This is a genomic window from Bradyrhizobium sp. Crot121 (genome assembly GCF_059512385.1).
The window spans coordinates 15,226-35,287 of the sequence record NZ_JCAMOR010000021.1 but is presented as its reverse complement, the minus strand read 5'-3'; the positions used below and the strand labels follow the sequence as shown (position 1 = coordinate 35,287).

General features: G+C 62.4%; 17 protein-coding genes. 8 read left to right on the top strand and 9 right to left on the bottom strand.

The features are described from left to right. Positions 1–40 precede the first annotated feature (40 nt). Genes AC5ZGW_RS19700 through AC5ZGW_RS19685 form a run of 4 tightly spaced genes read left to right on the top strand, consistent with a single transcriptional unit; the run spans position 41 to position 7,473 of the window. A complete protein-coding gene (locus tag AC5ZGW_RS19700; RefSeq protein ID WP_130226259.1) occupies positions 41–4,696 on the top strand; it encodes a non-ribosomal peptide synthetase in 4,656 nt (1,551 codons plus the stop codon). Beyond that, positions 4,693–6,342: a (2,3-dihydroxybenzoyl)adenylate synthase gene (locus AC5ZGW_RS19695; protein WP_130226260.1), complete on the top strand. Its 1,650-nt coding sequence runs from the start codon at positions 4,693–4,695 to the stop codon at positions 6,340–6,342. The genes AC5ZGW_RS19700 and AC5ZGW_RS19695 overlap by 4 nt, the downstream gene beginning before the upstream one ends. Further along, a complete protein-coding gene (locus tag AC5ZGW_RS19690) occupies positions 6,339–7,127 on the top strand; it encodes a thioesterase II family protein (RefSeq protein WP_130226261.1) in 789 nt (262 codons plus the stop codon). The genes AC5ZGW_RS19695 and AC5ZGW_RS19690 overlap by 4 nt, the downstream gene beginning before the upstream one ends. Before the next feature lie 25 nt (positions 7,128–7,152). Continuing rightward, entirely contained in the window at positions 7,153–7,473 is a 321-nt protein-coding gene (locus tag AC5ZGW_RS19685; protein ID WP_130226262.1) for an isochorismate lyase, read from the top strand. 11 nt (positions 7,474–7,484) lie between these two features. Here the strand turns inward: AC5ZGW_RS19685 and AC5ZGW_RS19680 are convergent, their stop codons facing one another. After that, positions 7,485–7,841, bottom strand: coding sequence for a hypothetical protein (locus AC5ZGW_RS19680; protein ID WP_130226263.1), 357 nt, complete (start codon positions 7,839–7,841; stop codon positions 7,485–7,487). 152 nt (positions 7,842–7,993) lie between these two features. On the opposite strand from AC5ZGW_RS19680, the gene AC5ZGW_RS19675 reads away from it, so the two are divergent. Beyond that, on the top strand, positions 7,994–8,290 hold the full coding sequence (locus AC5ZGW_RS19675) for a helix-turn-helix transcriptional regulator (RefSeq protein ID WP_130226264.1): 297 nt from the start codon (positions 7,994–7,996) through the stop codon (positions 8,288–8,290). On the opposite strand, the gene AC5ZGW_RS19670 is transcribed toward AC5ZGW_RS19675, so the two are convergent. The 4 genes from AC5ZGW_RS19670 to AC5ZGW_RS19655 all read right to left on the bottom strand — a co-directional run bounded on the left by AC5ZGW_RS19670 (position 8,244) and on the right by AC5ZGW_RS19655 (position 13,275). Continuing rightward, positions 8,244–9,500: a tyrosine-type recombinase/integrase gene (locus AC5ZGW_RS19670; RefSeq protein WP_130226265.1), complete on the bottom strand. Its 1,257-nt coding sequence runs from the start codon at positions 9,498–9,500 to the stop codon at positions 8,244–8,246. The genes AC5ZGW_RS19675 and AC5ZGW_RS19670 overlap by 47 nt on opposite strands. A gap of 292 nt (positions 9,501–9,792) precedes the next feature. Next, positions 9,793–11,391 (bottom strand): glutamine-hydrolyzing GMP synthase, encoded by a 1,599-nt coding sequence (guaA, locus tag AC5ZGW_RS19665; RefSeq protein WP_130226285.1) that lies wholly within the window; start codon positions 11,389–11,391, stop codon positions 9,793–9,795. A gap of 189 nt (positions 11,392–11,580) precedes the next feature. Beyond that, positions 11,581–12,882, bottom strand: a complete 1,302-nt coding sequence (locus AC5ZGW_RS19660; RefSeq protein ID WP_130226266.1) for an RsmB/NOP family class I SAM-dependent RNA methyltransferase — start codon at positions 12,880–12,882, stop codon at positions 11,581–11,583. Between the two features lie 9 nt (positions 12,883–12,891). After that, positions 12,892–13,275 (bottom strand): MAPEG family protein, encoded by a 384-nt coding sequence (locus tag AC5ZGW_RS19655; protein WP_130226267.1) that lies wholly within the window; start codon positions 13,273–13,275, stop codon positions 12,892–12,894. Positions 13,276–13,399: 124 nt separating this feature from the next. Here AC5ZGW_RS19655 and AC5ZGW_RS19650 point away from each other — a divergent pair, with 124 nt between their 5' ends. After that, positions 13,400–14,239: a metallophosphoesterase family protein gene (locus AC5ZGW_RS19650; RefSeq protein ID WP_130226268.1), complete on the top strand. Its 840-nt coding sequence runs from the start codon at positions 13,400–13,402 to the stop codon at positions 14,237–14,239. On the opposite strand, the gene AC5ZGW_RS19645 is transcribed toward AC5ZGW_RS19650, so the two are convergent. From AC5ZGW_RS19645 to guaB, 4 genes are all read right to left on the bottom strand, one after another. After that, positions 14,199–14,513, bottom strand: coding sequence for a hypothetical protein (locus AC5ZGW_RS19645; RefSeq protein ID WP_349645083.1), 315 nt, complete (start codon positions 14,511–14,513; stop codon positions 14,199–14,201). The two genes, AC5ZGW_RS19650 and AC5ZGW_RS19645, sit on opposite strands and share 41 nt — an antisense overlap. Positions 14,514–14,718: 205 nt before the next feature. After that, positions 14,719–14,979, bottom strand: coding sequence for a hypothetical protein (locus AC5ZGW_RS19640; RefSeq protein ID WP_130226269.1), 261 nt, complete (start codon positions 14,977–14,979; stop codon positions 14,719–14,721). Between the two features lie 246 nt (positions 14,980–15,225). Continuing rightward, on the bottom strand, positions 15,226–16,248 hold the full coding sequence (gene curA, locus AC5ZGW_RS19635) for an NADPH-dependent curcumin/dihydrocurcumin reductase (protein WP_130226270.1): 1,023 nt from the start codon (positions 16,246–16,248) through the stop codon (positions 15,226–15,228). A 123-nt stretch (positions 16,249–16,371) separates the two neighbouring features. Continuing rightward, positions 16,372–17,868, bottom strand: coding sequence for an IMP dehydrogenase (gene guaB / locus AC5ZGW_RS19630; RefSeq protein ID WP_130226271.1), 1,497 nt, complete (start codon positions 17,866–17,868; stop codon positions 16,372–16,374). 344 nt (positions 17,869–18,212) lie between these two features. On the opposite strand from guaB, the gene AC5ZGW_RS19625 reads away from it, so the two are divergent. Beyond that, the gene (locus AC5ZGW_RS19625) at positions 18,213–19,688 is read left to right on the top strand and encodes an MFS transporter (RefSeq protein WP_130226272.1); all 1,476 of its coding nucleotides are present in this window, start codon (positions 18,213–18,215) and stop codon (positions 19,686–19,688) included. Positions 19,689–19,781: 93 nt separating this feature from the next. Continuing rightward, positions 19,782–20,057 carry a FeoA family protein gene (locus tag AC5ZGW_RS19620; RefSeq protein WP_130226273.1) on the top strand — a complete coding sequence of 92 codons (276 nt, stop codon included), beginning with the start codon at positions 19,782–19,784 and terminating at the stop codon, positions 20,055–20,057. Positions 20,058–20,062 lie beyond the last annotated feature (5 nt).

The window sequence follows — 20,062 nt, the reverse complement described above, 5'->3', positions numbered from 1 at the left end:
CAAACAGTCCCTTGATGTGTAGTTGCCCCGGAGGTGGCCAATGACCGCAATGCATGCTTCGCCGACACCCGACACAGAATTCCGCGGGCCGCTGACCAAGGAAGGTCTGACGCACCTCGTGGCGCGCCTTATGGAGGTGTCGCCAGACCTCCTTGACGAAGATGCATCGTTGATCGAGCTCGGGTTGGACTCGGTGAGTATGATGCGGCTACCGGCCCTCCTGAAGAAACGGGGTTGTCACATCCAGCTTCGTGATCTGATGGACAAACCGACGCTGTCCGCTTGGTGGAGGCTAATTGAAGGCGGAGGATCAGCAGAGCATCCACTGCAGCCCGTCCCCATCGATGACGTCGAGGTTGCGCGTACCCCCCTGACGCCGGTGCAGCAGGCCTATCTCATCGGACGACGGGACGATCAGTCCTTGGGTGGGATCGGCTGCCATCTCTATTGCGAGTTCGATGGCCACGGCGTCGATGCGGAGCGGCTGGAGCGAGCCGTCCTGGAACTGTGCAGGCAGCATCCGATGCTTCGCGCCCAGTTCTCGGATGACGGCTATCAGTCCATTCTACCGATCAGTCCTTGGCAGCGGCTGAAGACCTATGACCTCCATGAAATGACGAGCCAAGCCTGCGACGGTGAGCTCGCCGCGATCAGGGATAGCCTCTCGCACCGCCGACTTGATGTATGCCGCGGCGAGGTCTTCGACATTCGGCTTTCGAGGCTGCCCGCCGGCCGAACGCGCATTCACCTCAACGTCGATCTCTTAGTCGCGGACGTCCTGAGCATCACCATCCTGCTCCGCGACCTCGCGGGTCTCTACGCCGGCAAGATTTCATCCGGTTCTCGCTCCACCCTCGGGTTCGACACCTATCTCCGTCAGCAGACGGCCGGGCGCTCCGCCGAGCGGGAGGACGCCATGCGGTATTGGCGCGAACGACTGCCGAACTTGCCAGCCGGGCCATCGTTGCCGCTTTCCGCCGATCCTGATCAGGTCACACGGCCGCGGTTCACGCGCCGACAGTTCCACTTGCGAGCAGACGAGATCGAGCGCCTCATGAAGCGCGCGCGACACCAAAAGCTCACGCTGGCGACTGTACTCGCCACGGCATTCTCGGAGGTGCTTGCGCGCTGGAGCGGGGAAGAGCATTTCCTCCTCAACGTGCCACTGTTCGATCGCCAGGAGACCGATGCATCTGTTTCGCAGATGGTCGCCGACTTCACCAATCTCGTCCTCCTCGAGATCGATTTCACCAAAGCTCCGAACTTCGCCGACCGCGCACGCGCCGTGCAAGAGCGCTTGCACAAGGACATCACGCGGGCCGCGTATTCGGGAGTCGACGTCCTTCGAGACCTAATGCGCTCCGGCGAGCAACGAAGGCACGGCGCTCCAGTCGTTTTCGCGTGCAACCTCGGAGAACCATTGCTCAGTCCTAGCTTTGAGCAAAGCCTCGGGCATCTGGGCTGGGCAATTTCGCAGACACCGCAAATCTGGCTCGACCATCAGATCTATCGATTGCAGGACGGCCTGCTGCTCAACTGGGACGGCGTCGAGGCGCTCTTCCCTGCCGGGCTCCTGGACGACATGTTCGACGCCTACGAGTGGCTCGTACACTGGCTCAGCGATCATGACTGGAATGAGCCGGCCCCGCTTCCCCTGCCGGACTCTCAAACAATGACGCGAGTGCGTGTCAACGCGACCACAGCCCCCATAGATCAACGACTGCTCCATGAGCCGTTTCTCGAGAATGCCGCGAAGACGCCCGATGCGCCTGCCGTACTCTGGTCCTCCGGCGCGCTCAGCTATGGCGCATTGAAACATCGCGCCGATACGCTGGCTGCAGCGCTGCACGAACACGGTGCGCAGGCCGCAGATCATATTGCCATCGTCCTCCCGAAAGGTCCGGAGCAAATCGCGGCCGTGCTCGCGACCCTGATGATAGGCGGCGTCTATGTGCCGGTCGCTGTTGATAGTCCCCCGGAGCGGTTGGCAAGCATTCTGAACGATGCCGCTTGCAAGATCGCTCTGGCGTCGCCGAAATGCACAGCTGATGACGCTTGGCCCGCGACCGTGCTGCGGCTCGATCCAGCCGCGCTCGACGTCGCAGATACCCCGAGAAGCGGCTGGTCTAGCGCAGCAAGGCGTCTCCCGACCGATCTGGCCTATATCATCTACACGTCGGGTTCCACCGGTGCGCCGAAGGGCGTCATGATCGACCACCGTGGAGCGCTCAACACGGTCTTGGACGTCAATCGGCGGTGGTCAGTGACCGACACTGATCGTGTGTTCAGCCTTTCATCACTGACCTTCGACCTGTCCGTCTACGATCTGTTTGGGGCGTTCGCGGCCGGCGGCGCAATCGTGCTTGCCGACGAGGATGGGCGGCGTGATCCCAATCATTGGTGGTCTCTGGTCGAGAGATATAGCGTCACGATCTGGAATTCGGTACCGGCGTTGATGACCATGATGGTCGAGTATGCCGAGCGACGCCTCAGTCAGCCCTTGCCGGCCACATTGCGACTGGCGCTGCTCTCCGGCGACTGGATTCCGTTGTCCCTGCCGGATCGCATCCGAGCGCTCTCACCGCAGATGCAAGTAGTTGGTCTCGGCGGCGCCACCGAGGCGTCGATCTGGTCGAATTGGTTCGACATAGACACGATCGCACCCGAGTGGCCCTCGATCCCATACGGCTATCCCCTGACCAACCAGCATTATCGCGTGCTCGATGGGCAGGGTCGCCCCAGTCCGGACTGGGTGCCGGGAGACCTCTACATCGGTGGTGTTGGCCTCGCGCAAGGCTATTGGGATGACCCGGAAAAAACCGCCAAGAGCTTCGTGCAAGCGCACTCGGGAGAGCGAATCTACCAAACCGGCGATAGGGCTCGCTATTGGCCGGACGGGACGCTCGAATTTCTCGGCCGCCGGGACTTTCAGGTCAAAATCGGCGGCCATCGGATCGAACTGGGCGAGATCGACGCCGCGATATCGCGTGTGGCCGGCGTGCGATCCGCGATTGCGGACATCCAGGTTGTCGATGGTCAGAAGCAAATCGTCGGCTATCTCTCGATCGATTCCGAAGCATCTGCTTCGTCGATTGCCTTCCGTCACTTAGCTGCCGACAATTCGGACGAACGAAGCTCTGTCGTTCTCTCCGCCGGCATAGAAGCGTCTGACAGAACCCCCGTAGACCTCGACCCGGCGTTATTTGCTGAATTTTGGGACAGCATAGAATCGCTAAGCGTTGCCGCGATCACTCGCACCTTGCGCCACGCCGGATACTTTCGCCAAACCGGCGAGGCTCGCACGGCGGCAGAAATCCTGGCGGGCATGCGCGTGCTGCCACGGTTCCACAAGCTCATTGCTCAATGGCTGACCGTGCTGTGCGAGCACGGCGCTCTTGAGCCCGCTCCGGGCAACCGTTACCGCTTCATTGGTGACGCGGCAGACTTAGACTTCGATACCCGTTGGACCGCACTCCAGACGACCAAGGTGTTTGGCGCGAGCGCACAGCCTGTGCTCGACTATCTCCGACGGAGCATCGATGCCCATCCGGCATTGCTCTCTGGCGAACGTGATCCGCTCGAAGTCTACTTCCCAGGAGGATCGACCGAAGCCGCGGAAGGCATCTATCGCTTCAATCCGTTTATGCATTATCTGAACGGCATAGCTGCAGCCGTCCTCGCCCAGTTCGTACGCACCGCTGCACCGTCGCAAACGACAGAAATCCTGGAAGTCGGGGCGGGAACTGGCGGAACGACGGCATCGCTGCTGCCCGCGCTGCCAAAGACCGGCGTCCGCTATACCTTCACCGACCTGTCCGACTTCTTTCTGGATTCGGCGCGGACGCGGTTCGCTGACTATTCGATCCTGGACTTCGCCCGGCACGACATCAACGTGCATCCAGCCATCCAGAACGTCGGTCCGGCCTCGAAAGACGTCGTTGTCGCCGTCAATGTTCTGCACGACGCCCGATCGGTAGTAGAGGCACTCCGTCACCTGCGGTTGGCCCTGCGTCCTGGTGGACTGCTGCTTATGATCGAGGCCACGCAGAACTGCGCGCTTCAGATGATCAGCATTGCCTTCATCGAAGGTCTCAGCGACTACGAGGACAATCGGATCAAGACGAATCTTCCGTTCCTGACCATCGAGAAATGGAGAAAAGCGCTAACTGAGGCTGGGTTCGTAGGCATCGCGGTCTTTCCCGAACACCGCCACGAACGGATTGGCCTAGCGCAAAGCGTCATTGTCGCCTACGCGCCGGACCGCTGCGATGTGCCTTTAGAATCCGGCCTCAAAGCCGAGCTCGCACGATCATTGCCTGACTACATGATCCCGCGCTCCTACGTTCTGATAGACGATTTGCCACTCACGCCCAACGGCAAGCTGGATCGCGCGCGCTTACCTCGGTTCCCTGAACGGAAGGAGACGCGACCAGCAACAGCAACCCTCCCGTCGATCGGTCTGGAGGCGGAAGTCGCCGCGGTCTGGAGCGCGACGCTCAGTCGGTCGCCAGTCTATGCCGAGGATAACTTCTTCGATCTCGGGGGCGACAGCTTACTCGCCACTCGAGTCGTAAGCGATCTAGGGCGACGGTTCGGCCTCGACCTGTCGATCCGACGTCTGTTCGAGCATCCCATCCTGAGCGATTTTGCAGCCCATATTGCGGCGTCGATCGAGCAACACGAGGTCACGCCATGACAAGCAAAGACCCGGCGGCTCAGGCGGGTGACTGCCCAGACTGGCCCGACGACTTCGCGCAGCGCTATGTCGAAGCGGGATACTGGTCTTCCCTCACCTTTACGGATCTCCTCTCGGCGAGCGTCCGTCGCTTTAGTAGCCGGGTCGCCCTTGTGGATGCCTGGGAGCGACTGACCTACCAGCAACTCGAAGAACGTGTCGACCAGCTAGCGACCGGGCTCGTCCGCCACGGCGTCGCATCGGGCGACAACGTCGTCGTGCAACTGTCCAACAGGATCGCATTTGCGGAGGTCTTTTTCGCGCTCTCCCGGCTTGGCGCCCGGCCAGTCCTTGCGTTGCCCGCGCATCGTCAGCTCGACATACGCCGTCTTTGCGACATCTCGTCGGCTATTGCCTATATCACCGAGGACGACCAATCAGGTTTCGATTATCGTCGTATAGCCCGCGATGTTCTTGCGCGTTCGAGTTCAGTCCGCTCCGCTATCATCGCAGGATCTGCGCAGAAATTTGTCTCTCTTTCCGACCTACACTTGCCGCCCGCGCTGGAGGGCCCACCTCCCGCCTCATCGGCAGTGGCGTGCTTCCAACTCTCCGGAGGAACAACAGGAGAGCCGAAACTCATCCCACGCAGACATCGGGAATACCTTTACAACGTCACCGCCAGCGCCAAGCTTTGCGGCTTCAGCCCAGACACGGTCTATCTGGCGGCCTTGCCCATGGCCCATAATTTCCCCCTGTGCTGCCCTGGGTTTATCGGTGCGCTTTGGGCTGGCGGCACTGCGGTGCTGACGTCTGATCCGAGCCCGGAAGCAGCGTTCCCGCTTATTAAAAAGGAGGGTGTCACCGCAACGGCTTTGGTTCCGCCGCTTGCCATGGTCTGGTCCGACGCAATCACAGCATACGGTTACGAGGGCCTGGAGAGCCTGCGTCTACTACAAGTCGGTGGAGCCAAACTGGGTATCGAAGCCGCAAAGCGAGTAGACGCTAGCTTCCGCTGCACGCTCCAGCAGGTTTTCGGCATGGCCGAGGGGCTGATTTGCTACACGCGCTTGGACGACAGGCGTGAACAGATCGTCGGGACCCAAGGCTCCCCACTCTCGCCCGCCGACGAGATACGCATTGTCGATGCAGAAGATAGAGACCTCCCGATTGGTGCGGTCGGGAGCCTACTAACCCGCGGTCCCTATACGATCCGCGGATATTACAGGGCAAAGGAGCACAACGATGCGGCGTTTACGTCCGAAGGGTTCTATCGAACCGGCGACCGGGCCAGACTAACGCCAGACGGCTATGTAATCGTCGAGGGACGCGACAAGGACCAGATCAATCGTGGCGGCGAGAAAGTTGCCCCTGAAGAGGTGGAAAACCTTCTGTTGGCCCACCCGGCGATCGTCGATGCCGCGGTCATTTCTATTCCAGACGCCACCCTCGGTGAGCGCATTTGCGCCTTTGTAGTCGTGCGTGACCCGAAGCCCACCGCCGCAGAGTTGAAACGCTTCATTCGAGAGGCCGGTGCAGCAGCTTACAAAATTCCGGACCGCATCGAGTTCGTTGACAAGTTTCCAGAAACGGGCGTCGGCAAGACCAGCCGCAAATTGTTGCGGCGCCTGTTGCTGGAGGCCTATGAGCGCGGGGCACCGTCGTGAGAGCCACACCGACGTCAGTGGGCCAGGATGCAGATGCCCGCAGATGGCTACGAGGGTTCGGCCGTCGACGGGCTGGCAAAAGAACGCTGATCTGTTTTCCGCACGCTGGCGGCGCGGCGAGCTTCTTTCGGCCTTGGCGAGACCTTCTCGCGCCTGACGTTGACGTGCTCGCGGTTCAGTATCCCGGGCACGAAGATCGCTTGGCAGAGCCACTCGTCGAATCCATGAATGATCTGGTCAACGCTATCGTCAAGGCGATCCTGCCCATTTGCCGCGAGCCAGTCGCTCTTTTCGGCCATAGCATGGGGGCTATTGCTGCCTACGAGGTCGCCATGCAGCTTGAAGCACGAGGGCTTCCGGTTCGTGCGCTGCTCGTCTCGGCTCACCCAGCCCCGCATCGTCAACGCCTCAGCTCGCCACCGCAGAGCGATGATGGATATGCCTACGAGATTGCGCGCCTCTCAGGTGACGCACTACAAGTGCCGGACCGCGAAGTATTCCGTGATCTATTCCTGCCCGCTTTGCGCAACGACTACCAGTTAGTATGCAGCTATCGACATAGACGCCGGGAAAAGCTTCAGTCGCCTATCGTCGCTCTGCTCTCGGACGACGACACCGAGGCCAACAGTGACGAAATGAGAGCGTGGCGCGAGATGACTGCTGGGGCGTTTGACTTGGAGCGCTTCACCGGAGGGCATTTCTATCTGGTCGGCCAGGTGGAGCGCGTTGCTCGCATCATGGATCGTTGCTTCGATCTCCCAAGCACGCCGTTCATACAATCATGAACTCTATCCAACCGAACAGGTGAACATGAAAAGCGCTGAAAATTGTGCCAGCTTGGACGATATCCGAGTGGGCATTGACACACTAGACAAGCAGATCATCGACGCGCTGGGTCAGCGTATGGCCTATGTCAAAGCTGCAGCGCAATTCAAGCCAACGGAGGAAAGTATCCCGGCCCCAGAAAGGGTAGGAGCCATGCTTCCGCAACGCCAACGCTGGGCGGCGGAAGCCGGTCTCGATCCGGATTTCGTCGGCCCTCTCTTTGCGCAGCTCATATACTGGTTCATCGGACAGCAAGTGCATCATTGGCGTACCCAACGCGGACTTGGGCCCCTCACTTCCAAGTAGGGCTGCGCATTTCAGGGCTTGTCCGGGCGTACTCCCGCTGCAGGACCGACTATGATGTCGATGACCTCAACATCCTTTTTGGGTTGAAGTTCAATCAGTATCGAGTCTCCTCTCTCGGCCGCGGCCAACGCAGCCTTCCAGGCGCGTCGCATCGCACGACCCAATGCGCCCGGGTCAACGGGACAGTCAGCAACGAAGGGGACTATGAGATTGCCCGTCACACCGGCCGCCTCGTAGGCTTTGATCACCTCTTGCGTTGAGCGGGCGGCGGCGACCGCCGACATTGCTTCGATGAGTTCAAGGGGAGCCATACCATCGCTCGCGGGCGTTCTAACGATGGGGATCGTGAATGTTTCGACCTTCATCATCACCTCCAAGTCTCCACCTGCTAACGTATAGCGCAACTATCCGATGTGCACGCTATAGCCCGATATTTCGCGCCTGCTCGATCTAAAGACTTCCATCTTACGGGATCTATCGCTTTCTATCTTCTCATTCGTCTACCATGAGGAGATTTCGCATGAATACCACTGCGTGCACGCCCATCAGAAGGACGATTAGACGGCAGCAGTTGCGCGAGATGGTGCCGCTGGCTGACAGCACTATCTACGAAATGGAGCAGCGGGGAGAATTCCCTCGGCGTTTCGCATTGACCCCACGATGCGTGGTCTGGGATCTGAGCGAGGTTCAGGCGTGGCTTGCGGCCCGTCGCTCACAACCAATTGTCCGCGCGCCCGGCCCAGACGTGAAGCAGCGCCGAACCCGTCCGGTCAAAGGGCGGGATCGGGCTCCAAGATCGGCATCGACGGCGGGATGAGCGTGGGGGCGTACTTCTTGCCATCCACCCAGGCATCCAAAATGTCCGACCATTCCTGCATCATGTGCCGACGCTGCACCTCATACTCAGCTTTGTTGTAGACGCCACGCGATGAGCGCCCGTCCTCATGCGCCAGGCACTTTTCAATCCAATCGCTGTTGAAGCCGAGTTCATTCAAGAGAGTTGAACCTGTTCGCCGCAGGTCATGAACCGTGAACGGCTCCAAGGGCAAACCTTCCGCTTTCGCCCGTTCGACGACAGCGTAAGTCACGCGATTGAAGGTGGCGCGCGACATCGGAGCATCCGCATCGTACCGCGATGGCAGAAGGTATCTCGAATTGCCTGCGCAGGTCTTCAGGGCGATCATGATGTCGAGCACTTGGCGCGACAGGTAGACGTTATGCGCTTTCGAGCGCTTCATCCGTTCCTTCGGGATCGTCCAGACCGCATTCTCGAAGTCGACCTCGTCCCACACCGCGTCCTGCAGCTCGCTCTTGCGCACCATCGTGAGCAAGTACAGCCGCATTCCCAAACGGATCGTAGGAAGCGTAGCGATGTGCTCGAGCTGCTTCAGCATCACTCGAATTTCAGAAGGCGAAAGCGACCGGTCCTTCGGCACGAAGGTAGCGATCGACGCCGGCCCCACTTCATCCGCAGGGTTGCTAACCTTCTCGCCATGCAGGATCGAGAAGCCGTATATCTGCTTCAGGATGTCTCGCACGTGGATAGCTGTCGCCGGAGCGCCGCGTTCAACAATTTTGCCGCAGTGGGCTCGTAGGTCGTCTGGCGTGATCTCCGTGAGGAGGCGATTGCGCCAGACCGGCAGAAGCTCCCGCTCAAAGATGGAACGCCGCATGGCGCGCGTGCTGTCGGCCATCGGCGCGCCGGTGAGCCACTTTTCGCCGAACTCGCCAAAACTCTTCGCTTCCTTCAGGCGGCGCTTCTCGCGCTGCTTCTCTATCGCCGGCGAACGCCCTTCGCTGACCGCGCGCCTCGCGTCGAGGCACTTCTCCCGAGCCCGCGCGAGCGAAATCCCGTCACGTCCGTACTTGCCCAGATAGACAGTCTCGCGCCGACCATTCAGCCGATAGTCCAAGCGAAACGAGATCGCTCCGCTCGGCATCACGCGAACATACATGCCGTCACGGTCGGCAATTTTGTACATTTTGTCCTTTGGCTTCAGCGCCTTAAGAGCAGCATCCGTCAACACAACCCATTCCTCCTGAAAAGTACCGTCACGTCCTTTTCGGAGGCCGTTGCGCCGAAAACTCTTTTTATTTCAGCGCATTACCAAGAGAAAAGTACCGTCACGAGCCTCATTCTTCATGACGGTACTTTCAAAAATCGGGTCAGACAATATGGGGCAGGTCCGTCTGAGGGGACGCCAGGTCCAACCTCTACCCAGCGAAAGCCACCGATAGACGGTGAGATAATTTTTATTTTATATCAACATCGTACGTCGAAGCGTGGCGTATTTTTGGATACGCTCGGATGGGCTTGAATCATTCCCACTCAATCGTTCCCGGGGGCTTGCTGGTCACGTCATACACCACGCGGTTGACGCCCTTCACCTCGTTGATGATGCGCGTCGCCGTCGCCCCGAGGAAGCTCATGTCGAACTGGTAGAAGTCCGCCGTCATGCCGTCGGTCGACGTCACCGCGCGCAGGCCCACGACGTATTCGTACGTACGCCCGTCGCCCATCACGCCGACCGTCTTCACCGGCAGCAGCACCGCGAAGGCCTGCCAGATCGCATCGTAGAGGCCGGCTTTGCGGATTTGGTCGATGTAGACGGCGTCCGCCTGGCGGAGGATGTCGAGCTTTTCCTTCGTGATATCGCCGGGGCAGCGGATGGCGAGGCCGGGGCCCGGGAATGGGTGGCGGCCGACGAAGGCTTCGGGCAGGCCAAGCTCGCGGCCGAGCACGCGGACTTCGTCCTTGAACAGTTCGCGCAGCGGCTCGACCAGCTTCATGTTCATGCGTTCGGGCAGGCCGCCGACATTGTGGTGCGACTTGATCGTCACCGACGGGCCGCCGGTGAAGGAGACGCTTTCGATCACATCAGGATAGAGCGTGCCCTGCGCGAGGAATTCGGCGCCGCCGATCTTCTTCGCCTCCGCCTCGAACACGTCGATGAAGAGGCGGCCGATGGTCTTGCGCTTCTGTTCGGGGTCCGTGACCCCTTGGAGCTCGCCGAGGAATTGCTTTGACGCATCAACGTGAACCAGCGGGATGTTGTAGTGATGACGGAACAGGTCGACGACGGTCTCGGCCTCGTTCAGCCGGAGCAAGCCATGGTCGACGAAGACGCAGGTGAGCTGGTCGCCGATCGCTTCATGGATCAACACAGCCGCGACCGCGGAATCGACGCCGCCGGAGAGGCCGCAGATCACCCTGCCCTTGCCAACCTGGGCGCGGATCTTCTCGATCGCCTCGTCGCGGAAGGCGCGCATGGTCCAGTCGCCGGTGAGGCCGGCGACCTTGCGGACGAAATTGCGCAGGAGCCTTGCGCCGTCGGGCGTGTGCACCACCTCGGGGTGGAACATCAGGCCGTAATACTTCCGCTTCTCGTCCTGGATCACCGCGAACGGCGCGTTGGCCGAGATGCCGGCGACGGTGAAGCCCGGCGGCATTTTGGTGATGCGGTCGCCATGGCTCATCCAGACCTGGTGGCGCTCGCCCATCGACCAGGTGTCGTCGAACAATTTGCTCGCGGTCTTCACTTCCAGATCGGCGCGGCCGAATTCGCGATGATGCCCGCCCTCGACCTCGCCGCCGAGCTGAGCGGCCATGGTCATCTGGCCGTAGCAGATGCCGAGCACGGGGACACCGGAATCGAAGATCGCCTGCGGCGCGCGCGGCGAGCCCTCCTCATGCACCGATTCCGGGCCGCCGGAGAGGATCACCGCCTTGGGCTTCATCTCGTTGAAGGCGGCCTCGGCCTTCTGGAACGGCACGATCTCGGAATAGACGCCCTCCTCGCGGACGCGGCGGGCGATCAATTGCGTCACCTGACTGCCGAAATCGACAATCAGAATCTTGTCATGCGCCGAGGCCACTGATGGCGTCGACGGCGAGCGGTCGGGCTTGGCGGCTGTCATGGACAGCAGATACGCGACGGGGGGCGGCGCCGCAACCCTCCGCGTGCCGTCATGGCCGGGCCTATCACGGCCATCCACGGTGTTTTGCCGGTATCGGGGCTGCCGTAGGGTGGGCAAAGCGAAGCGTGCCCACCATCCACGGGCGGTGCAAGAAAGGTGGGCACGCTGCGCTTTGCCCACCCTACGCGGCTACCCCGTCCGCTTGAGGACTGAGACGAAGAAGCCGTCGGTTCCGGTGCGGCGGGGGGTCATCAGCCAGCCCTCGGGGGACGGCAGGGCCGCGCCGGCGAAGGCTTCGGCCTTGTCCCAGAGGACGGAGGCGGTCTGTTCGGGCGGGACGATCGAGAACTCGCCATGGCGGGCGAGGAAGGCCTGGACCTGCTCGCCGTTCTCGGCCGGCAGCACCGAGCAGGTGATGTAGGCGATCCGCCCGCCCGCCTTCACCAGTGGCGCCGCGCGCGCGAGCACCTCGGCCTGGTCCTTCAGCCGCACCTCCAGCGCGCCGGGGCGCATCCGCCATTTGGCATCCGGATTGCGGCGCCAGGTGCCGGTGCCGGTGCAGGGCGCGTCGATCACGACGAGATCGGCGGAGGCCTTGATGTCTGACAGCGGATCGCTGTCGCCGCGGGGCGTGCGGACCTCGCAATTGTGGACGCCGGCGCGCGACAGGCGCTCGTGGATCGGCGCGAGCTGGCGCTTGTCGCGGTCGGTCGCGATCAGCCGGCCCTTGCCCTGCATCATCGCCGCCAGCGCCAAGGTCTTGCCGCCGGCGCCGGCGCAGAGATCGATCACCTGCTCGCCGGGCTTTGCTGCAGAGAACAGCGCCGCTAACTGCGAGCCTTCGTCCTGCACCTCGATGCCGCCCTTGACGAAATCCTCCTCGGCATGGATGCCGACATTGCGGGCATCGGCGCCGAGCTCGATGCGCAGGCCAAGCGGCGACCACGGCGTCTCCTTGGCGCCGAGATGCTTCAGCCGCGGCAGCATCTTGTCGCGGCTCGTCTTCAGCGTGTTGACGCGCAGGTCAAGCGGCGCGCGGCTTGCCATCGCGGTCGCTTCCGCCACGCGGTCGTCGCCGAACACTTTTGCCAGATACGGATCGAGCCATTCCGGATAATCGCCGGCGATGTGCGCTGGCGCGCCCTGCAGCGAGCGCGAGGTGAGCGCGGTGCGCTCGCTATCCGTGAGCGGCGCTGGGGCGAAGCGGCCGCCGTCGCAGAGTGCGGTGATGGCGTCGACGTCCATGCTGCGCTCGAGCTTGAGCATGCCGAGCACGCGCGCGCGGGCGCTGTCGTCATCCATCAGGTAGGCGCTGGAGGATTGCCGGCGCAGCACGTCCCAGATCAGGCCGCTTATCGCGGCGCGGTCGCCGGAGCCGGCGTAGCGGTGCGCGGTGCCCCACTCCTTCAAGGCTTTCGCCGCCGGCACGCGCTCGGCGTCGATGGTGTCGATCAATTCGATGGCGGCGGAAAGACGCGCGGCGGGGGTCATCAAGAACTTTCAGATCAGGAGCAGGAGTTTCAGGGCGAAATAGAGCCACATCGCAAACAGCACCAGCGCGCTTGCGAGCCAGGCCGTCGAGCGGGGTGCGGAATCGCTTGATGTGACGAAGATGCCGGCATGGGCAAAGCGCGTCACCACGAACACCCAGGCCAGCAGCACGATGACAAGATCGGCACGGCGCAGCGGCAGCGCAAGTGCGATCAGGAGATAGAACAGGACCGGCAATTCGAACTGGTCGCGGTAGCAATCGGCAAGCTGCGTTGCCCGGTTTGGCTCGCTACTGGCCGGCGCGCCGCGCCGCGTTCGCATCATGCCGAACAGAAGCGCGAAGGTAAGGCCGACCAGCACGAAGACCGGCAGCAGAACCATTTGAACCGACATGGGATTCATACCCCGTTTAAAACGCAAGCGATAGCTGATGGCGAACGCTTGCGCTACTGACAACGTGACACCGTCATCATTCCGACTTCGGCCCGATCTAACATCGTTGCAAAAGGAAGGTTGCATGTCCGAATTTCGTCTGACCCAGATTTCCGACACCCACCTCGCCCGCAGCCGGCCGACGCTGATCGCCAACTTCGAGGCGGTCGCCGAGCATATCGACGCGACGCGGCCAGACCTCGTGCTCAACAGCGGCGACGTCGCCTTCGATGGGCCGAACAGCCGCAGCGATCTCGAATTTGCGAAATCGATGCATGCGGCGCTGCCGGTCGATTGCCGCTATCTGCCCGGCAATCACGACATCGGCGACAACCCGACCGCGGTCGGCACGCCGCCGACAGAGCCGGCGACGGAGGAGAATTGCGATGCGTTCCGCGCCACCGTCGGCGAAGATCGCTGGTGCTTCGAGGCCGCAGGCTGGCGCTTCATCGGGCTGAATTCGCTGATCATGAATACGGGGCTCGATGGCGAAGCCGAGCAATTCGACTGGCTCGCTTCACAGCTTGGCAACGTGAACGGCGAGCCGGTGGCGCTGTTCCTGCACAAGCCGCTGTTCCTGAATCTGCCTGATGACGCCGAGTTGGCGGAAACCGCGATCCGCTACATCCCGCAGCCGGCCCGCGCCCGCCTGATCGAGATGCTCAGTGCGCTCGACTGGCGCCTGGTCGGCAGCGGCCATGTGCATCAGCGGCGCGATTTCACCTTTGGACGTGTCCGCCACATCTGGGCGCCGTCGGTCGGCTTCATGATTCCGGACCACATGCAGGACGTGATCGGAATCAAGGAAACCGGGATCGTCGAATACCGCTTCCGGCCTGACAGTTTCGAGGTTCGCCACGTCAGGGCGGAAGGCCAGGTCGATATCAGCCTCGACGCGCTGCTCGCAGAGATGGCGGCGGATTAGGCCGACGCGTTAAGTCTGCGCCGTATCCCTCTGATCCTGCTGGATGACTGTCGTTCAGATCCTGCTGGATCACTGTCAGCAGGGCCTGCAGTGAGTCCGCGCTGGAGCGCGGCGCGGGCGGCGGCAGCAGCGGACCTATTCCGAACGGTTCGGACTCGGGCTCAGCCTCGACGAATTTGCCGTGCAAAACATCAGCGCGGCGGCCGATGACCCACATGGCCATCGCATAGCCGGCCGCCAGCAAAATGACACAGAAAATGCCGATTTCAAACATGACTACACCTGAAAATAATGTGATGATTCAATGTGTTGCATGCACAGTCAAGCAAAGGTACCGCTCGCCGGAATCATTTGGTTAACGCTGTGACCTTTGGGGTACGCCGGGCCCCCTGCCGAGGCTTGCGACACTTCTGCGCCGGCATGAAAAAGTCCGCCGCGTTGGCGCGGCGGACTGGAGTTGCTTCCAGATTTCTCAGAGGTCAGTAGCCGTAACCCGGCGCCGCGTAAGGCGAGCCGTAGTACGCCGGCGGCGGGGAATTATCCCACGGTGCGGTGGCGAATGCACCGACGCGCGGCCCCGGATAGTAGGCCGGCCCGCTGCGGTAATACGGGGCGGCCGGGGCGGCCAAGTCGGGATCCATCACGGCGGGTCGCTGCACGTAGCGCTCGCGGGCGGCCACGGGGTTTGCCAACGTCGCCGTCGCAATCAGTACTGCTGATAGGACTGCCAGTCTTCTCATTAGCTGCTCCATTCCGATGCGAGGAACCTATGGTGTTCGGCTTCCCGGCATCTTGGCTTGCTGGTTGCGCATGATCCCCGCGCGGGAACGCTTCGCGTCATCGCGCGCGAATGTTCCCGGCTTTTTCGGATCATGCTCGGCCACCAACAGCCGCAAGCAGCAGTGCGTTCCTGATTTCCATTCACCGATGCGCGAGGTCGGCGGACTGCGACCCATGGATCGCAGGGCTCGCTGAGCTGTGATGGCTCACGCCTTGTCGGGCCCGACGCGCACCAGCTGCTTGCCGAAATTGGCGCCCTTCAAGAGGCCCATGAACGCCTCGGGTGCGCTCTCGAGACCCTCGGTGACGAACTCCTTGTACTTGACCTTGCCCTCGCGCACCCACCCCGACATATCGCGCAGGAAATCGCCCTGACGCGCGGCGAAATCGCTGACGATGAAACCGCGGAACGTCAGGCGCTTGGTCAGGATCGCACGCATCATCGCACCCGCCCATTTCGGCGGCTTGCTTTCGGTATCGTTGTAGTGCGCGATCAGGCCGCAGACCGGCACGCGTGCGAACGGGTTGAGCAGCGGGAACACCGCGTCGAATACGGCGCCGCCGACATTCTCGAAATAGACGTCGATGCCCTTCGGGCAGGCTTCCTTCAACTTGGCAGCGAGGTCGGGATCGCGATGGTCGAGGCAATCGTCGAAGCCGAGCTCGTTCTTCACGAAGTCGCATTTGTCCTTGCCGCCAGCGATGCCGATCGCGCGGGCGCCCTTGATCCTTGCGATCTGGCCCACCGCCGAACCGACCGCGCCGGATGCTGCAGCCACGACCACGGTCTCGCCGGCTTGCGGCTTGCCGATATCGAGGAGACCTGTGTAGGCCGTCATCCCGGGCATGCCGAGCACGCCGACCGCTGTCGAGATCGGCGCAAGCTTCGGATCGATCTTGGACAGGCCCTTGCCATCGGAGAGCGCATGCGTCTGCCAGCCGGCGCGCGACAGCACAATGTCGCCCTTGGCAAAGGCTGGATTGTTGGACGCGACCACCTCGCTCACGGTGCCGGCTTCCATCACGCCGCCGACCGGCACCGGCTGCGCATAGGACGGGCCATCGCTCATGCGCCCGCGCATATAGGGATCGAGCGACAGCCAGATCGTGCGGAGCAGGACCTGGCCCGCGCCCGGCTCCGGCACGGCATATTCCTCAAGGCGGAAGTCGGATGGTTTGGGCTCGCCAACGGGACGCGAGGCGAGAACGATGCGCTGACCCTGGGACATGGTGTTTCCTCCTGTGTTTGTGATTGCGAGCGTAGCGAAGCAATTCACAGGTCCGCAAGCGGAGGAATGGATTGCTTCGTCGCTATCGCTCCTCGCAATGACGGCGTTGCAGGAGGAGAGAGCTTACGCCCCGCCCGGATAGTTCGGGGATTCGCGGGTGATGGTGACGTCGTGGACGTGGCTCTCGCGAAGTCCCGCGCCGGTGATCCGGACGAACTCCGCCTTGTCGTGGAATTCGGCGATGTTCTTCGCGCCGACATAGCCCATCGCGGCGCGCAGGCCGCCCGCGAGCTGGTGCATCACATTGGCGACCGGCCCCTTGTAGGGCACCTGCCCTTCGATGCCTTCAGGCACGAGCTTGAGCGTATCCTTGATGTCCTGCTGGAAGTAGCGGTCGGCCGAGCCGCGCGCCATCGCGCCGACCGAGCCCATGCCGCGATAGGCCTTGTAGGAGCGGCCCTGCCACAGGAAGACTTCGCCTGGAGTCTCGTCAGTGCCGGCCAGCAGCGAGCCGACCATCGCGATATCGGCGCCGGCGGCAAGCGCCTTGGCGAGATCGCCGGAATATTTGATGCCGCCGTCGGCGATCACGGGCACATTGGCCTTCTTCGCCGCTTCGACCGCATCCATGATCGCGGTGAGCTGCGGCACGCCGACGCCGGCGACGATGCGGGTGGTGCAGATCGAGCCCGGGCCGATGCCGACCTTGATCGAGTCAGCGCCGGCATCGATCAGCGCCTGCGCGCCGTCTTTGGTTGCGATATTGCCGGCGATCACCTGCACCGCGTTGGAGAGCCGCTTGATCCGGTTGACGGCATCCAGCACGCGTGAGGAATGGCCGTGCGCGGTGTCGACGACAATGAGGTCGACGCCGGCGTCGATCAGGCGCTCGGTGCGCTCGAAACCGCCCTCGCCGACCGTGGTCGCCGCGGCAACGCGCAGGCGGCCCTGTGCGTCCTTTGCGGCCAGCGGATGCGCGACCGCCTTTTCGATGTCCTTCACGGTGATCAGGCCGACGCAGCGATATTGATCGTCGACGACCAAGAGCTTCTCGATGCGATGCTTGTGCAGCATCCGCTTGGCTTCGTCCTGGCTGACGCCCTCGCGCACGGTCACGAGGTTTTCGCGCGTCATCAATTCCGAGACCTTCTGCCTGGGATCGGTGGCAAAGCGCACGTCGCGGTTGGTGAGAATGCCGACCAGCTTGCCCGGGACATTCTTGGCCGCGCCGGTGACTACTGGAATGCCGGAGATCCCGTGGTCCTTCATCAGCGTCAGCGCATCCGCGAGCGTCGCGTCGGGGCCGATGGTCAGCGGGTTGACCACCATGCCGGATTCGAACTTCTTGACCTGCCGCACCTGCGCGGCCTGGCCCTCGGGATCGAAATTGCGGTGGATCACGCCGATGCCGCCGGACTGCGCCATCGCGATCGCCATGCGCGCCTCGGTGACGGTGTCCATCGCGGAGGCGATGATGGGGATGTTGAGCGGAATCGCGCGGGTGACGTAGGAGCGGATGTCGACTTCGGAGGGAAGCACGTCCGATAGGCCGGGCTTCAGCAGCACGTCGTCAAACGTGAAGGCCTCGCGGATCGCGGGGAATGCCTGTACCGTCGCCATTGCCAACTCCTTTCGGCGGCGATCCGCCGCGATAACGTAAAAGGATGAGCGCCGCCTCCCGGCGCTGCCTGCTGCATCGCCGTCGAATCGGAGCCCATCGGTGGGGTTGACGCTGGTCGATAGCATGGCGACATGACGAATCAAAGCGTTTGCCAGCCATGCACAGGCTTTTTCGGCGCCTGTCCCGATCTGACATCGCCCCTTTCGGGCGGAATCGCGTCGGCAAACGCCAAAATCGAGCGTCGCATACGATCTAAGTGGTCATGCGGGTTCCGCAATAGCCAGTCCCGTAGCGGGGTGATACAGCCCGTCCGCGCCCGCCCGCTTCTCAAGCCTCCGGCTCCATGGACAAGCAACGCCTGATCCCGCTGATCGTCGCCACGGCCCTATTCATGGAAAACATGGATTCGACGGTCATCGCGACGTCACTGCCGGCGATTGCGGCCGATATCGGCACCAGTCCGCTGACGCTGAAGCTCGCGATCACCTCCTATCTGCTCTCGCTTGCGGTCTTCATTCCAGCGAGCGGGTGGACCGCCGACAGGTTCGGCGCGCGGATGGTTTTTGCAGGAGCGGTCGGCGTGTTCATGCTGGGATCGATCGGCTGCGCGCTATCGTCCTCGGTCACCGATTTCGTGTTCGCGCGCATCCTGCAGGGCCTCGGCGGGGCGATGATGACGCCGGTCGGGCGGCTGGTGCTATTGCGCTCGGTCGACAAGAGCGCGCTGGTCAACGCCATGGCGTGGGTGACGGTGCCGGCATTGATCGGTCCCGTGATCGGGCCACCGCTCGGCGGCTTCATCACCACCTATTTCTCCTGGCACTGGATCTTCCTGATCAACATTCCGATCGGCTTCCTCGGCATCTTCATGGCGCTGAAATACATCGATCCGATCAAGAGCGAGAATCCGGAGCCGTTCGATCTCTATGGCCTCGTGCTCGCCGGCATCGGCCTTGCCGGCATCGCCTTCGGGCTTTCGGTCGCCGGCCTCAACCTTTTGCCATGGACGGTCGTCGCCTCGCTGATCGCGGTCGGTTCGATCTCGATGACGCTTTACGTTATCCACGCGCGACGGACCGGATCGCCCGTGCTGGATTTCTCGCTGCTGAACCTGTCGACACTGCGCGCCAGCATCATCGGCGGCTTCATGTTCCGCCTCGGCGTCGGCGCCCTGCCGTTCCTGCTGCCTTTGCTGATGCAGGTCGGCTTCGGGCTGTCGCCATTCCAGTCGGGCCTCGTCACCTTCGCGTCCGCCGTCGGCGCCATGGGCATGAAGACGCTTGCCGCACGCATCATCCGCAGCTTCGGCTTCCGCAACCTGATGACGGTCAATGCGGTAATAAGTTCGCTCTTCCTTGCCGCCTGCGCGCTGTTCACGGCGGCGACCCCGCTGCTCCTGATCATGATCATCCTGGTGGTCGGCGGCTTCTTCCGCTCGCTGCAGTTCACCGCCATCAACACGGTCGCCTATGCCGAGGTCGAGCCGGCGCAGATGAGCCGGGCGACCACGCTGGTCAGCGTCAACCAGCAACTCGCGATCTCCGCCGGCGTCGCGGTCGGCGCGTTCTCCGTCGAGACGACGATGTGGCTGGATGGTGCGAGCGACTTGAACGCGACCATGTTCGCACCAGCTTTCCTGGTTGTCGCGGTCATCTCCGCGGCGTCAGCCTGGTTCTTCTGGCAGATGCCAGACGATGCCGGCCACGAGATCTCGGGCCGCAAGGCGGTCGAGATCGCCAGCCGCAAGGGCGCGGCCACCGCCGCCGTCAAGGCCGCAACCGAAGGCACGCAGGACGCGCGGGATCAGCGATTGGGATAGCGCTCGCGTCACCAACTTGTAATCGTTCTAAATCCCAGCTTCGTGTTGGTCGCAGCGCTTGACCGTTTCGCGCCCGGCTGAAAAACACGTGCGATGAGCGAACAAACCGATATCCGAACATCTCAGCCGTTGGGACTGGCCAAGCGGGGATATTCGGGCGTGATCCAGCATCTGGCCGTAGCTGAGGCAGCTTCAGCGCTCGCCGGCCACGAACTTGAGAGCCGGTTGATCGAGCTCGGTTTCGTCGAGGGCGCCCGGGTCGAGGTGCTGCACGAGGGGATCGTTGGACGCGACCCGATCGCGGTCAGGGTCGAGAACGTCACGATCGCCCTGCGCCGGCGCGAGGCCATGGCGATCATCGTCGCCTGATGGAG

Bases quoted from the DNA above. Each gene is read 5' to 3' on its own strand.
- AC5ZGW_RS19700 (WP_130226259.1), top strand. From the start codon at position 41: ATGACCGCAATGCATGCTTCGCCGACACCCGACACAGAATTCCGCGGG.
- AC5ZGW_RS19695 (WP_130226260.1), top strand. From the start codon at position 4,693: ATGACAAGCAAAGACCCGGCGGCTCAGGCGGGTGACTGCCCAGACTGG.
- AC5ZGW_RS19685 (WP_130226262.1), top strand. From the start codon at position 7,153: ATGAAAAGCGCTGAAAATTGTGCCAGCTTGGACGATATCCGAGTGGGC.
- AC5ZGW_RS19680 (WP_130226263.1), bottom strand. From the start codon at position 7,841: ATGATGAAGGTCGAAACATTCACGATCCCCATCGTTAGAACGCCCGCG.
- AC5ZGW_RS19675 (WP_130226264.1), top strand. From the start codon at position 7,994: ATGAATACCACTGCGTGCACGCCCATCAGAAGGACGATTAGACGGCAG.
- guaA (WP_130226285.1), bottom strand. From the start codon at position 11,391: ATGACAGCCGCCAAGCCCGACCGCTCGCCGTCGACGCCATCAGTGGCC.
- AC5ZGW_RS19660 (WP_130226266.1), bottom strand. From the start codon at position 12,882: ATGACCCCCGCCGCGCGTCTTTCCGCCGCCATCGAATTGATCGACACC.
- AC5ZGW_RS19655 (WP_130226267.1), bottom strand. From the start codon at position 13,275: ATGTCGGTTCAAATGGTTCTGCTGCCGGTCTTCGTGCTGGTCGGCCTT.
- AC5ZGW_RS19650 (WP_130226268.1), top strand. From the start codon at position 13,400: ATGTCCGAATTTCGTCTGACCCAGATTTCCGACACCCACCTCGCCCGC.
- AC5ZGW_RS19645 (WP_349645083.1), bottom strand. From the start codon at position 14,513: ATGTTTGAAATCGGCATTTTCTGTGTCATTTTGCTGGCGGCCGGCTAT.
- AC5ZGW_RS19640 (WP_130226269.1), bottom strand. From the start codon at position 14,979: ATGAGAAGACTGGCAGTCCTATCAGCAGTACTGATTGCGACGGCGACG.
- curA (WP_130226270.1), bottom strand. From the start codon at position 16,248: ATGTCCCAGGGTCAGCGCATCGTTCTCGCCTCGCGTCCCGTTGGCGAG.
- guaB (WP_130226271.1), bottom strand. From the start codon at position 17,868: ATGGCGACGGTACAGGCATTCCCCGCGATCCGCGAGGCCTTCACGTTT.
- AC5ZGW_RS19625 (WP_130226272.1), top strand. From the start codon at position 18,213: ATGGACAAGCAACGCCTGATCCCGCTGATCGTCGCCACGGCCCTATTC.
- AC5ZGW_RS19620 (WP_130226273.1), top strand. From the start codon at position 19,782: ATGAGCGAACAAACCGATATCCGAACATCTCAGCCGTTGGGACTGGCC.